Origin of the sequence: Mitsuaria sp. 7 (assembly GCF_001653795.1) — a bacterium.
Lineage (GTDB): Bacteria > Pseudomonadota > Gammaproteobacteria > Burkholderiales > Burkholderiaceae_C > Roseateles.
On record NZ_CP011514.1, the window covers coordinates 4,315,309 to 4,328,732 of the forward strand.

The 13,424-nt window shown below is 69.0% G+C and carries 12 protein-coding genes; 5 read left to right on the forward strand and 7 right to left on the reverse strand.

The features are described from left to right. Nucleotides 1-54 precede the first annotated feature (54 nt). On the forward strand, nucleotides 55-2,673 hold the full coding sequence (locus tag ABE85_RS18860; protein ID WP_067278086.1) for an ATP-binding protein: 2,619 nt from the start codon (nucleotides 55-57) through the stop codon (nucleotides 2,671-2,673). Nucleotides 2,674-2,675: 2 nt separating this feature from the next. Continuing rightward, nucleotides 2,676-3,059: a VOC family protein gene (locus ABE85_RS18865; RefSeq protein ID WP_067278089.1), complete on the forward strand. Its 384-nt coding sequence runs from the start codon at nucleotides 2,676-2,678 to the stop codon at nucleotides 3,057-3,059. A 97-nt stretch (nucleotides 3,060-3,156) separates the two neighbouring features. On the opposite strand, the gene ABE85_RS18870 is transcribed toward ABE85_RS18865, so the two are convergent. Beyond that, a complete protein-coding gene (locus tag ABE85_RS18870) occupies nucleotides 3,157-4,185 on the reverse strand; it encodes a transporter (protein ID WP_067278092.1) in 1,029 nt (342 codons plus the stop codon). A gap of 299 nt (nucleotides 4,186-4,484) precedes the next feature. Between ABE85_RS18870 and ABE85_RS18875 the strand changes: the two genes are divergently transcribed. Continuing rightward, a complete protein-coding gene (locus ABE85_RS18875; RefSeq protein ID WP_067278096.1) occupies nucleotides 4,485-5,090 on the forward strand; it encodes a chalcone isomerase family protein in 606 nt (201 codons plus the stop codon). 61 nt (nucleotides 5,091-5,151) lie between these two features. On the opposite strand, the gene ABE85_RS18880 is transcribed toward ABE85_RS18875, so the two are convergent. The 3 genes from ABE85_RS18880 to ABE85_RS18890 form a co-directional block, all read right to left on the reverse strand. Beyond that, nucleotides 5,152-5,772, reverse strand: a complete 621-nt coding sequence (locus tag ABE85_RS18880) for a class I SAM-dependent methyltransferase (RefSeq protein ID WP_067278100.1) — start codon at nucleotides 5,770-5,772, stop codon at nucleotides 5,152-5,154. A 105-nt stretch (nucleotides 5,773-5,877) separates the two neighbouring features. Continuing rightward, nucleotides 5,878-6,630 (reverse strand): DUF899 family protein, encoded by a 753-nt coding sequence (locus tag ABE85_RS18885; protein WP_082938746.1) that lies wholly within the window; start codon nucleotides 6,628-6,630, stop codon nucleotides 5,878-5,880. Between the two features lie 148 nt (nucleotides 6,631-6,778). After that, complete coding sequence (locus ABE85_RS18890) at nucleotides 6,779-7,021, reverse strand: glutaredoxin (RefSeq protein ID WP_067278103.1); 243 nt, start codon at nucleotides 7,019-7,021, stop codon at nucleotides 6,779-6,781. Nucleotides 7,022-7,123: 102 nt separating this feature from the next. Here ABE85_RS18890 and ABE85_RS18895 point away from each other — a divergent pair, with 102 nt between their 5' ends. Together ABE85_RS18895 and ABE85_RS18900 are read left to right on the forward strand one after the other, a co-directional pair. Then, a complete protein-coding gene (locus ABE85_RS18895; protein WP_067278106.1) occupies nucleotides 7,124-8,344 on the forward strand; it encodes a DNA-binding protein in 1,221 nt (406 codons plus the stop codon). Nucleotides 8,345-8,451: 107 nt separating this feature from the next. Further along, the gene (locus tag ABE85_RS18900) at nucleotides 8,452-9,114 is read left to right on the forward strand and encodes a DUF5074 domain-containing protein (RefSeq protein WP_067283127.1); all 663 of its coding nucleotides are present in this window, start codon (nucleotides 8,452-8,454) and stop codon (nucleotides 9,112-9,114) included. A 102-nt stretch (nucleotides 9,115-9,216) separates the two neighbouring features. Here ABE85_RS18900 and ABE85_RS18905 read toward each other — a convergent pair whose 3' ends face one another. The 3 genes from ABE85_RS18905 to ABE85_RS18915 form a co-directional block, all read right to left on the reverse strand. Further along, nucleotides 9,217-9,855, reverse strand: a complete 639-nt coding sequence (locus tag ABE85_RS18905; protein WP_231993131.1) for a CAP domain-containing protein — start codon at nucleotides 9,853-9,855, stop codon at nucleotides 9,217-9,219. A gap of 183 nt (nucleotides 9,856-10,038) precedes the next feature. Then, nucleotides 10,039-12,234 carry a catalase/peroxidase HPI gene (gene katG, locus ABE85_RS18910; protein ID WP_067278110.1) on the reverse strand — a complete coding sequence of 732 codons (2,196 nt, stop codon included), beginning with the start codon at nucleotides 12,232-12,234 and terminating at the stop codon, nucleotides 10,039-10,041. 150 nt (nucleotides 12,235-12,384) lie between these two features. Continuing rightward, entirely contained in the window at nucleotides 12,385-13,107 is a 723-nt protein-coding gene (locus tag ABE85_RS18915; protein ID WP_067283132.1) for an NYN domain-containing protein, read from the reverse strand. Between the last annotated feature and the right edge of the window lie 317 nt (nucleotides 13,108-13,424).

The window sequence follows — 13,424 nt, forward strand, 5'->3', positions numbered from 1 at the left end:
ACCGCGCCACGGTTCGGCGGATACTTCCGCATCCCTGGCTTCGCGGGAGCGCGCTTGGTTTCCCCCTCCGACCTTCCCGATCCCACTGCCATCGCCGCACTTGCCGCCTCGCCGCCCTTCCTGTCCGGCGGCGGTGAAGCGGCGGGGCTGATCGCTGCCTTCGATTGGGGCGCCACCGCGCTGGGCCCGTTGAGCGGCTGGCCCGACCACGTCCGGCACGCGACGGCGCTGATGCTGCGGGCCCGCACGCCCATCGTGATGCTCTGGGGCGAGCCCGGCGTGATGATCTACAACGACGCCTACGGCGTGTTCGCCGGCAAGCGGCATCCGCAGCTGCTCGGCAGCAACGTGCGGGAGGGCTGGCCCGAGGTGGCCGATTTCAACGACCACGTGATGCGCGTCGGCCTGGCCGGCGGCACCCTGCATTACGAGGACCAGGAGCTGGTCCTGCACCGCCACGGCCGCGCGGAGAGCGCGTGGATGAACCTCGACTACTCGCCCTTGCTGGACGACGCGGGGCGATCGGCCGGGGTGATGGCCATCGTCGTGGAGACCACGGCGAAGGTGATGGCCGAGCGTCGCGTCCACAGCGAGCGCGAGCGCCTGACCCAGCTCTTCGAGCAGGCGCCGAGTTTCATGGCGGTGCTCGCCGGACCCGAGCACCGCTTCGAGAGCGTCAACCCGGCCTACCGGCGACTCGTCGGCGACCGCGACGTGGTGGGACGCAGCGTCGCGGAGGCGCTGCCCGACGCGGCCGCGCAAGGCTACGTGACGTTGCTGGACGCGGTCTACGCGACGGGGCGCGCGTACACGGCGCAGGCCGCGCTGTTCGTCGTCGACGCGCCGGACGGCAAGTCCAACGAACACTTCATGGACTTCGTCTACCAGCCCATCCGCGATGACCGCGGCGCGGTCACGCACATCTTCGTGGAAGGCGTCGACGTCACCGCGCGCGTGCGCGGCGAGCAGCGCGGCGCCGCGCTCGCCGGCCTGAGCGAGCGGCTGCGCGAGGTCGGCTCGCCGGCCGACATCGGCTTCGCCTCGGCGCAGATGCTGGGGATGATGCTGACCGCGACGCGGGCCGGCTACTGCACCGTCGACCACGAGGCGGAGACCGTGCGCATCGAACGCGACTGGCGGCGCGGCGGTTTCGACAGCCTCAAGGGACAGCGGCGCTTCCGCGACTACGGCAGCTTCGTGGACCAGCTCAAGCGCGACGAGGTGGTCCAGATCACCGATGTGCACGACGATCCGCGCACGCGCGAGCACATCCCTTCGTTCGACGCCATGCGGGTGCGTTCCATCGTGAACGTGCCGGTGCTGGAGCAGGGCCGGCTGGTGGCGCTGCTCTTCGTGCACGACGAGACGCCGCGCGCCTGGAGCGCCGACGACGTGTCGCTGATCCGCGAGGCGGCCCACCGCACGCGCGTCGCGGTGGAACGCGCACGCAACCAGGTCATCGCGCAGGACCGCGAGGAACGGCTGCTGCGCTCGGACCGGCGCAAGGACGAGTTCCTCGCGACGCTGGCGCATGAACTGCGCAATCCGCTGGCACCGATCCGCAACGCGGTGCACCTGCTCGACGCCGCCGATCGCGAGGGCCGCTTCACCGGCATCCGCGAACTGCTGGCGCGCCAGGTCAATCACATGGTGCGGCTGGTCGACGACCTGCTGGAGGTCTCGCGCATCAGCCGCGGGCTGATCACGCTGCGGCATGAGCCGGTGAGCCTGAGCGCCGTCATCGACGCCGCGGTCGAGAGCAGCCGCCCGCTGATCGATCGCGAGCGGCATCGCCTGACCCTGCGCTTCGACGGTCCGGCGCCGTGGGTGCAGGGCGATCTGGTGCGGCTCACGCAACTGCTGGTGAACCTGCTGAACAACGCGGCGCGCTACACCGACGCGGGCGGTCGCATCGACGTGCATGTCGCGCGCGAAGACGGCGACGCTGTCCTGACCGTGACGGACAATGGCATCGGCATCGCGCCGGAGCAGTTGCCGCAGCTGTTCGAGCTGTTCTCGCAGCTGGACCGCTCGCACAGCCGCTCTCAGGGCGGACTCGGCATCGGGCTGAGCCTGTCGCAGACGCTCGCGCGACTGCATGGCGGGCAGTTGACCGCGACGAGCGACGGCCTGGGGCAAGGCAGCAGTTTCCAGCTGCGCCTGCCGGAGATCCCCGCGGTCGCCGCCGGCACGACGACGGTGTCGGACGACGACGCACCGCTGACCGCGCGGCTGCTGCTGGTGGACGACAACCGCGACGCCGCCGACACGACCGCGGAACTGCTGCGGCTGATGGGCGCGGAAGTGGCGGTCGCGTACGACGGGGCGTCGGCGCTGAAGGCCGTTCACGCGTTGCGGCCGGACGCGATCCTGCTGGACATCGGCATGCCCGACATGGACGGTCACGAGGTCGCGCGTCGACTGCGCGCGATGGGCGAGGACATCGGCCATCCGCGCCTGATCGCGCTCACCGGCTGGGGGCAGGAACAGGACCGGGAGAAGACGCGCGAGGCCGGCTTCGACGACCACATGGTCAAGCCGGTGGACCTGGACGTGCTGAAGGCGAGCCTGCTGGCCGCCCGGCGGCCGATGGCGGACCGGGCGGACCGGGCGGACGCCAAGGACGCCAAGGACGCCAAGGACTCAACGTACCGAACGGACGGGATCGACTGACCATGCTGCTGCGCATCCACCACGCCGCGATCATCTGCGCCGACTACGAGCGCTCGCGGCGCTTCTACACCGAGGTCCTGGGCCTGCGCGTGATCGCCGAGACCTACCGCGAGGCGCGGCGCTCCCACAAGCTGGACCTGGCGTTGCCGGACGGCTCGCAGATCGAGCTCTTCAGTTTTCCGGGCGCGCCACCGCGGCCCTCGTACCCGGAGGCGCAGGGACTGCGCCACCTGGCCTTCGAGGTCGACGACGTCGAGCAAGGCAAGCGGGAACTCGAGGCCAAAGGCGTCGTCGTCGAGCCGGTGCGCGTCGACGAGCTCACCGGCAAGCGCTTCACCTTCTTCGCGGATCCGGACGGACTGCCGCTGGAGCTCTACGAGCGCTGAAGGCAGCAGCACAGGCCGCAGAAACGACAAGGGCGCGCCCGGCTGGAGCGCGCCCTCTGAGACGGCGATGGGCGACGGCGAGGTGCCGCCGCGACGATCAGTTCAGGCGGTAGTTCAGACGCAGCCAGGTGATCGTGCCCTCGGGGCGGTTGCGCACCGAGAACTCCTTCATCACCTTGAAGTCGACGCCCCACTCGCCGCTCTCCGCCAGGTAGGCGATCAGCGGACCGGCCGACAGCGCCTGCACCTTGTTGGCGCCGGCATCGCCGCCGCGATCGGCGGTGAACTGCTTGAGCACGTAGCCCTGCACGCCGACCTTCCACTGGTCGTTGACGTTGTAGGTGCCGGACCAGTCCGCATGCAGGTACTGGCCGGAACGCACGCCGGTGTCGTCGTTGCGCGTGTTGATCGAGTACGTGGCGCGCAGGCCGACGGCGAAGCCGTTTTCCCACACCCGCGACGCGACCAGCAGCGGCTTGAAGGTCCAGTACTTGCCGGCACCCGGGTTCACCGGACGGCTCGCGTCGTACGAGCCCATCGGCGGATTGAACGCGACGCCGACCGCGACGCGCGACTCGTCCTGCTGCCAGTCGATGTAGGCGGCGAGTTCCGGATCGGCCATGCCGCTGCGCGTGCCCGACAGCGCGGCGCCGGCGGCGGACAGCTGCTGGTTGATCTGCGCCACGGCGGTGGACGGCAGACCGGCGGGGAGCACGGTGCTCAGCGTGAAGTCGTTGGTCTGCTTGACCAGCGGGAACGCGGCGGAGAAGCCCAGGCGGCCGTCCATCACGATCTTGTCGGTCACCCAGGTGATGCGCGGCACGAAGACGTCGGCCTTGATCGAGCCGTTGACCGTCAGCGGCAGCGCGCCGACGCCGGGGATGGTCAGCGCGCGCGAGGGCGTGTTGCCGTCGGCGTCGCGCAGCTTGTCGGCCTCGTAGTGCTGGTACCAGGTCTGAAGGTAGACCCCGGGGAACTGCGGCGTCGAGATCTCATAGGACGGCGCGCCGAGCAGCGCGCGGACCTGGCTGTTCTCGGTGGCGGACGCGGTGCCGGCGACGGCGTACAGCGTGACGAAGGCGGCGGCGAGCGCGGACGGGCGGGCGCGCAGAAGGTCGATGGACACGGGGATTCCCTCCGGGGAGTTCTGGATTTTCGAATCGGAGCGCATCGTGCCAGCGGAAGGGGCCGGGGCTTGTGCCATTCGTCACATCGGGCCTCGGATTAGAGGCACGGCCCCAGTTTGCGGGGCTGACGCGCCACACCCCGCCGCGCTTTAATCCGGTCCGCAACGCGCCACGCGATCGCCGTCACCATCGGCCCGAACTCGCGACGCCACGAGCCACGCCACTTCTTCGCCACCGCGTCCGGTCGGCTCGCGGCTCAATCCCACAACACGACGCGTCACTGCGAGGAGACTCCCCCATGCAACGTTCCCCCTTCACCCGCTCCGTCCGGAATGCCCTGTTCATCGGCCTCGCCGCGATGTCCTCGTTCGCCTTCGCGGCGGAGGTGGAAGTCGAGGGCTTCAAGTTCCAGGACACGGCGCTGCTGCACAACCAGACGCTGCAGCTGAACGGCGCCGCGACGTCGAGCATCCTGTCGACGCGCTCGACGGCGGTGGCCTTCTACCTGCCGAAGAAGCAGACGACGATGGAAGCCGCGGTCGCCGAGAAGGGCGCCAAGCGCATCACCTTCTACATGATGCGCGACGTGTCCTCGCGCGACCTGGCCAACGCGATGCTGGACCGGATCCGCCAGAACGCCGCCGAGGAATTCTCGAAGAACATCATCCAGACCTCGCAGCTGGGCGTCGTCTTCGGCAACCGCGCGAAGCTGCTCAAGGGCGACCTGGTCACGATCGACTACGACCCCGCGAAGCAGACGACGGAGTTCAGCGTCAACGGCGCGAAGGTCGGCGACACCATCCAGGGCGAGAGCTTCTTCCCGATGATGATGAAGGTGTGGATCGGCCCCAAGGTCCGCGGCAGCACGCGCGACGGGCTGCTGGGGATCGCGCCGGCGAAGTGATCGCCGTTCGCCGGCAAACGCCGGCAAACGCCGGGAAGGCGCGCCGGGTTGGCGCGCGGGCTCAGTGCTCGGCCGACGCGACGTAGAGCATCAGGCCGCGCTTGAGCAGCAGCGGCTCGACGCGCGCGAAGCCGGCCTCGACCAGCGCCACGCGCTGCTCCTCGATGCTCATGTAGAGCTGATCGTTCTTCATGCCGCCGTCGCCGGCGAAGTGGTCGCAGACGAGATAGCGACCGCCCGGCTTGAGCAGCCCCCGCACCTGCTCATGCAGCGCGCGCGTGTGGCGCTTGTGGCGCAACTCGTGGACCGCCTGGTTCGTGACCACATGGTCGAACTGGCCGAGGCCCTCAACCCAATCCGCTTCGCGGAAGCTTCTCTCGACGAAGCGCACGCGATGCGTCGCATCGCCGATGCGCTCGGCGGCAAGCTGATGCATCGCGGGTGAGAAGTCGAGCGCCACGTAGTCGATGCCGGGGAGCGCTTTCAAAAGGTGATCCGCCAGGAAACCCGGACCGGACCCCAGCTCCAGCACGCGATGCGCGTTGCCGGCATCGAGCGCGTCAGCGAACGCCGCGAAGAACTCGGTCCGCCACGGCCGTTTGACCATCGCCTCCTCGGCCCACTGGCGGGCGTCGGACATCTCGCGAAGGTCGATCGGGCTGGGGACGTCGAGCAGGGGCATGGGTGCTTTCGCAGTCGTGGGACGAAGCCACCGACTTTAGCCGCGCCCTCCCCACCTGCGCCGGGAGTCATGCCTGCGACGTCCTGGAGCCGCCGCACGCTCGCGTCAGTACTCCAGCTTCGGATACCAGCTCGTCCCGCGCCCGCCGGGGGTCAGGTCCAGCACGTTCCACAGCGGCGCGATCTCCGGCGCGCCGTGCGCGTCCTGGCCCGGGTCCTCGGTGCCGCCGCTCTCCGCGCTCCAGAAGTGGAAGACCTTGTCGCCGCGTCGCACCCACACGGTCAGCGCGGGGTACTCGAAACCCTTCTCATCGACCAGCTTGAAGGTCGTCGTGAACTGGTCGCCCACGAGCTGGAAAAAACGCAGGTTGCGCCATCCCCGTTCGCGCGCGAATGCCTGCTGCCGCGCCACCGGGGACCGTCCCAGCACCGCAACGGACACGCGCTGGTCGAGGTCACGCAGCGGAATGTCCAGCGAGCCGAGGAAGGACGTGCACATCGGGCACGGCCGCTCGCGCTGCGGGCCGTACATCCAGAAGTAGGTCACCAGCGTGTCGTGCCGGCCGAAGAGATCGGCGAGGCCGATCTCCTTGCCGTTCTCGTCCAGGAAGCGGTAGGGCTCGGCCTCACCGCCCAGCGGCAATGCGCGCCGCTGTTCCGCGACGCGCCAGAGATGACGCCGGAGTTCGATCTCCTCGGCGAGCAGCGCCTCGCGCGCGATGCGGTACTCGGGGCTCTCTCCCGGATAGGGCTTTCCGTTGGCCTTGGCCAAGACCTTCGCCTCTTTCAGCGAGGGCGTCGCGGGCGTGTCAGGCGCAGGGGCCGATGCCTGCGGGGATGTGGAGGATGGCTTCGCCATGGCGGAACTCCCATGCCGGCGGACAGCGACGGCTCAGGCGTTCAGTCTGATTCCCGCGACTTCGCGCGCGGGTAGGCGTTGACGTCGCAGCCGCGTAGGACGCGGCGAGAGTGCAAGCGCGGGCGCCTGGCGCGGCGCGGCTCGGCGCTCAGCGCCCCAGCTGCTTCAACGCCGCCTGCAGGCCGGTCACACCGCCGACGCGCTGGTCGTTGATGAAGACCTGCGGCATCTGGCGCACGGACGGGCCGCACTTCTCGTAGAAGGCCAGGCGCTCGGCCTCGTCGTCGATCAGGATCTCCTGATACTCGATCCCGCGGGCCTTGAGCAGACTCTTCGCCGTGTCGCATTGCGGGCAGGCGGACTTCGAATAGACGACGATCTTCAGTTCCATGGGGCACGAGTGTATTCGTGGCCCCCGGCGCCTGCCGACGAGGGGTCTCCCTGACTCTGGGGGATCGAGGGCCGCTTGCGCCGGCGCTTAAGCTCCGTCCCCATGGACGCCCTGATCACCGCCGCCGCCCGCTTCCTCGCCGCCGGGGATGCGTTGAGCGCGCTGCAGCGGGTGGCCCTGCGCGACGATGCGCCGGCGCTCGCGCTGCGCGGCATCGCGATGGCGCAGCTCGGCGAACACCCACGCGCCCGCGAGCTCCTGCGGCAGGCGGCCAAGGCCTTTGGTCCGAAGGAAGCCGTCGCGCGCGCACGCAGCATCGTGGCCGAGGCGGAGGTCGCGCTGGCGATGCGCGACCTCGGCGATCCGACGCGCCCGCTGCTGCAGGCCGCCGCGACGCTCGACGCCCACGACGACCGCGCGAACGCCTTGCAGGCCCGGCTGATCGCCGCGCGTCGCCTGATCCTGCTCGGTCGCCTCGATGAGGCGGCCGAGGCACTCCCCACGCAGGACGTTGACGACGCGCCGCCCATGCTCGGCGCGATGGTCGGCCTGGCTTCGGCGGAACTCGCGATGCGTGCGCTGCGAAGCGGCGATGCGCGGATCGCCATCGAGCGCGCGCTCGTCGCCGCACAACGCTCCGGCGTTGCGGCGCTGATGGCGGAAGCGAACGACCTGCGCGCCTCGCTCGATCACCCGGCGGCTCGTCGCGTCGACGGCGGACAGGTGCGTCCGCTGCGACTCGATGACGTCGAAGCCTTGCTCGCCTCGTCGCTGCTGGTGGTGGATGCGTGCCGGCGCGCGATCCGCGGCGCGGGGCTGCACGTCGACCTCGCGCGACGGCCCGTGCTGTTCGCACTCGCACGCGTGCTGGCCGAGTCCTGGCCCGGCGACGCGGACCGGGCGACGCTCATCCTCAGGGCCTTCCGGACCCGCTACGCCGATGAGACCCACCGCGCACGACTGCGCGTCGAGCTCGGCCGCCTCCGCGCGTTGATCGACCCCGTCGCGCGCATCGAGGCGACGCACAAGGGCTTCGCGCTGCGCGTCGCGGACGAGCACGCGGTCACGCTGCTCGTGCCGCCGATGGAAGGCGAGACCGCCTCGCTGCTGGCGCTGTTGGCGGACGGCGCGGCCTGGTCGACGTCGGCGCTGGCGATGGCGCTGGTCGCGAGCCAGCGCACGGTGCAGCGAGCCCTTGCGGAACTCGAAGCCGCAGGCCGGGTGCGCGCGATCGGTCAGGCGCGGGCGAAGCGCTGGCTGGCCCCGCCCATGACGGGAATCGCGACGATCTTGTTACTCCCCGCTCAGCCGCCTGCTGGATAGATTGAGGTCCATGCGGCGACGGTTTCGCCGTACAGGAGAACACGATGACGACGACGACGACGACTGCTTCCACCGATGCCGCCTGCGATCCTCATGCCGAGGCTTGCATGGCGTCCAACGCGCACCTGCCCGCGGCCCATGCGGCCGAGGTCGTCCGCGAGTTCGGCCCCTACCCTGGCGCGCCCGCCGTGCATGGCGTGAGCCACGATGGCGACCGCATCTGGGCCGCCACGGCACTGGGCCTGCTGGCGATCGATCCGGCCAGCGGCGAGGTGCAGCGCACCCTGCCCTGCGCAGCGGACGCCGGCACCGCCTTCGACGGCCGACACCTCTACCAGATCGCCGACTCGCAGATCCAGAAGATCGATCCGCAGAGCGGGCGCGTGGTCGGGACCATCCCCGCGCCGTCGGGTCAGGGCAGCGATTCGGGGCTGACCTGGGCGGAGGGGAGTCTGTGGGTCGGCCAGTACCGCGACCGCAAGATCGTGCAGATCGATCCCGAGACCGGCGCCGTGCGCCGGACCATCGAGTCCAACCGTTTCGTCACCGGCGTCACGTGGGTGGACGGCGAGCTCTGGCACGGCACCTGGGAAGGCGATGAGAGCGAGCTGCGCCGCGTCGACCCGACGGACGGTGCCGTGATCGAGCGCCTGGCGATGCCGGCGAATGTCGGCGTCAGCGGCCTGGAGTCGGACGGCGCGGGGCTCTTCTATTGCGGTGGCGGCGGCAGCGGCAAGGTGCGAGCAGTGCGGCGACCTGGGCGCGCTTGAGCGCCGCTGAAGCGCTTCAGCACTTCCACCGCCGCTGGCCCTCACCCCTTCCCTCTCCCGCAAGCGGGAGAGGGAGCAGGAAGGCAGTGGTTCTGCGAGGGGTCAGCGCGCCGATTTGCCCAGATCCATCACCCAGTACTTGCTGTAGGTGTTGGAGGCCGAAGCCGCGGGTCGGCAGGCGACGCCGACATCCACGAAGTTCGCCGACATGAGGTTGGCGCAATGGCCGGCGCTGTTGCGCCAGGAGTTCATCACCGACTCGACGGTCTGCTGTCCGGCGGCGATGTTCTCGCCGGCCGCAGCCCAGGTGTAGCCCGCGTTGGTGATGCGGGTGGAGAAGCTGCGTCCGTCCTGGCTGTCGTGGCTGAAGTAGTTCTTCGTCGCCATGTCCAGCGCGTGGCCGTCCGAGGCCGCTGTCAGCTTGTCGTTCCAGACCACCGGCGCCACGGCCGGGAAGTTCCCCGAGGTCCCGCAGCTCGCCCCCGACGCGCGCAGCGCGTTGATGCGGGTGAGCAGGTCCTGCTTGAAGTTGGGCAGGTCGCAGGTCCCGGCGACGAGAGGAGGATCCGTGGGCCCGGGGTTGGTGGGATTGGTCGGGTTGGTGGGCGTCGTGACCGGGTCGGGCGTGGACGCATCGCTGCCCCCGCCGCCGCACGCACCCAGACCCAACGCCAGAAGGGCGGCGACGATCATCGAAGTGGGGAACTGCCGGTGGGCCGGCTTGTTGGAAGGGACGTCCATCCCTCCTATCTTAGGAAACGTTTGGAAGGAATTCTGGAACCAAACGTTGCAAAGGTCAGCGGGCGAGAGCCCCACAGACCCGGGGTGTAGCCAATCTGCCTACACCGTAGCCAGATTGCCTACACCCTCTCTTCAGAGGAGCCGGGGCCGCCCACCCTCCCGGGTGGACGGCCCCACGTGCGCTCAGATCAGGTCGTAACGATCCAGGTTCATCACCCGGGTCCAGGCCTTGACGAAGTCGCCGACGAGCACCTTCTCGCCGTCCTTGGACGCGTAGACCTCGGCCAGCGCCCGCAGTTGCGAGTTCGACCCGAAGACCAGGTCCGCCGTCGTGGCGGTCCACTTCGCGGCGCCCGACGTACGGTCCCGGCCTTCGAGCACGCCCTCGTCGCTCGCCGACTTCTGCCACTTCGTCCGCATGTCCAGCAGGTTGACGAAGAAGTCGTTGCTCAGGGTCCCCGGCCGCGTCGTGAGCACGCCGTGCTTCGTGTGGCCGACGTTGGTGTCGAGCACCCGCAGGCCGCCGACCAGCGCCGTCAGTTCCGGCGCGCTCAGCGACAGCAGCTGGGCCTTGTCGATCAGCAACTCCGCCGTGTGCTTGACCAGATCCTTGCGGATGTAGTTCCGGAAGCCGTCGGCCGCGGGCTCCAGGTAGCCCATCGATTCGACGTCGGTCTGGTCCTGCGAGGCGTCGGTGCGTCCCGCCGTGAACGGCACGACGACGTCATGGCCGCCCTGCTTCGCCGCGGCCTCGATGCCGGCAGAACCGCCCAGCACGATCAGGTCGGCCAGCGAGATCTGCTTGCCGCCGGCCGCCGCGCCGTTGAACTCCTTGCGCACCGCTTCCAGCTTGCTCAGCACCTTCTCGAGCTCGCTGGGCTGGTTCACCGGCCATTCCTTCTGCGGCGCAAGGCGGATCCGCGCGCCGTTGGCGCCCCCGCGCTTGTCGCCGCTGCGGAAGGTCGAGGCCGAGGCCCAGGCCGTCGACACCAGCTGCTGCACGGTCAGACCGCTCGCCAGCAGCTTGGCCTTCAGCGCGGTGACGTCCTTGTCGTCGACCAGCGGATGATCGACCTTGGGTACCGGGTCTTGCCAGATCAGTTCTTCCTTGGGCACCAGCTTGCCGAGATAGCGCGACTGCGGCCCCATGTCGCGGTGCGTCAGCTTGTACCAGGCGCGTGCGAACGCATCGGCCAGCTCGGCCGGGTTGTCCTTGTAGCGGCGGGAGATCTTCTCGTAGGCCGGGTCCACGCGCAGCGCGAGGTCGGCCGTCGTCATCATCGGCGCGTGCTTGCGCGACTTGTCGTGCGCGTCGGGCACGGTGCCGGCGCCCGCGCCGCCCTTGGGCGTCCACTGGTGCGCGCCGGCGGGACTCTTGGTCAGCTCCCACTCGAAGCCGAACAGCGTCTCGAAGAAGCTGTTGTCCCACTTCGTCGGCGTCGGCGTCCAGGCGCCTTCGATGCCGCTGGTGATCGTGTAGACGCCCATGCCTTCGCCGAGCGCGTTCTTCCAGCCCAGGCCCTGGTCCTCGATGTCGCCGCCCTCGGGCATCGCGCCGACGTGGTGGGCTTCGCCCGCACCGTGCGCCTTGCCGAAGGTGTGACCGCCGGCGACCAGCGCGACGGTCTCCTCGTCGTTCATGGCCATGCGCTTGAAGGTCTCGCGGATGTCGCGCGCCGACGCGGCCGGATCGGGGTTGCCGTTCGGGCCTTCCGGGTTCACGTAGATGAGGCCCATCTGCACGGCGGCCAGCGGGTTCGCGAGGTCGCGATCGCCGGCGTAACGCTCGTCGCCGAGCCAGGTGGTCTCCGGTCCCCAGAAGACGTCGGTCTCGGGTTCCCAGACGTCGGCGCGGCCGCCGGCGAAGCCGAAGGTCTTGAAGCCCATCGATTCCAGCGCGACGTTGCCGGCCAGGATCATCAGGTCGGCCCAGGACAGCTTGCGGCCGTACTTCTGCTTGATCGGCCAGAGCAGGCGGCGGGCCTTGTCGAGGTTGCCGTTGTCGGGCCAGCTGTTGAGCGGCGCGAAGCGCTGCGCGCCGGTGCCGGCGCCGCCGCGGCCGTCCTGCACGCGGTAGGTGCCGGCGGAGTGCCAGGCCATGCGGATGAAGAACGGACCGTAGTGGCCGTAGTCGGCGGGCCACCAGTCCTGGGAGTCGGTCATCAGCGCGTTGAGGTCCTTGACGACGGCGTCGAGGTCGAGGGTCTGGAACTCATGCGCGTACTTGAAGTCCTCGCTCATCGGATTCGTCCGCGACGAATGCAGCGAGAGGATGGAGAGGTTGAGCTGTTCGGGCCACCAGTCCCGGTTGCCCTTGGTGCCGGCCACCGCGTGGTGGTGGGTTCCGCCCGAGAACGGGCACTTCGATTCGCCTGACATGTCTGCCTCCTGAGTTGAGCCTTGGGGGTTCAGTCCACTTGTCCGCCACAGCGGGTGAGCGCGGACGAGTCTAGAACTCGCTCAGTGGGAGCAGCAACAGTTCAGGTCAATCGGAGCGATAGTTTTTTTGACCGGGGAAGTCCGTTTGGATCAGGCCGCCATGGGGAGGGCACATTCCGGAGATCTCGCTGGCTCATCGTCCGCGCGTGCGCGGCGTCGCGCGGTTGAACGAAGTCCATCGACATGTTCCTGCAGGTTGGCGGAGACCGGTTGCCACATGGGATCGAGAATGAAGTCGATGCCCTCGCGCCGGGCCATCTTGGCGGCGGGGACAAAGTCGGCGTCGCCGGAGACGAGGACGATCTGGTCGACAAACCCGCGTAACGCCAGCGTCACGATGTCGACACCGATGTTCATGTCTACGCCCTTCTGACGAAGCTGGGGGACCACGTCGCTTTCCGTCAGATCGTCGGACTTCATCTTGCGCTTGAGCATGGCCTGGATGGCCTCCGGCTTGATCGTCCACGGACTGTCCGAAGCCAAGTGCCCCAACCGCAATGCCATCTTGCGCTTCGTCTTGAGACGCTCGTGCAGCTGCGTGCGAAACAGCGCCTCGGGACTTGTCGCGAAATTGATGCCTTTGCCCGAGATCGGGTTCTGAAGCCGCTTCATGAGCGGCGAACAGTCGTAGAAATAGATACGGAACAGATCCTTGAAGCGCTTTCCCGGCCCCCGACTCCGGTCAACGAGATGAGCGAGGGCCCACCTGAAAGCGCAGTCGGCCGCACGATCAGCGTCGAACGCGTGGTCCGGCTGCAGCGCGCGAAAACGCTTCACGAAGAAGGCGCCGTCGATGAGGATGGCCGTCGGCATGTGGATCTCCCAACTCCTGGAGAAATAACGCCCCAGGGGCACAGCCCATCCACGATCTATTAGGACAGGGGGCAGCCTGGGGCGAGGAAACGAAGTCTATCGGCGAGCGCTCGATGTGCGGACGATTTTCACGTGAACCGAAGGCCATTCAAGACAGCCTTCAGGGGTGTTGATCCGGGGTCCGGACCGGTGCCACAATCCGCGCCTTTCACCCCTTGGAGCCCTCCGTGGACAGTGCCCCCAGTCCCATCGCGACGCGAGCCGGAACGGCCGCCGCACGACTGACGCGCTGACCCGGCTCCGGCGGCGCGCCGCCG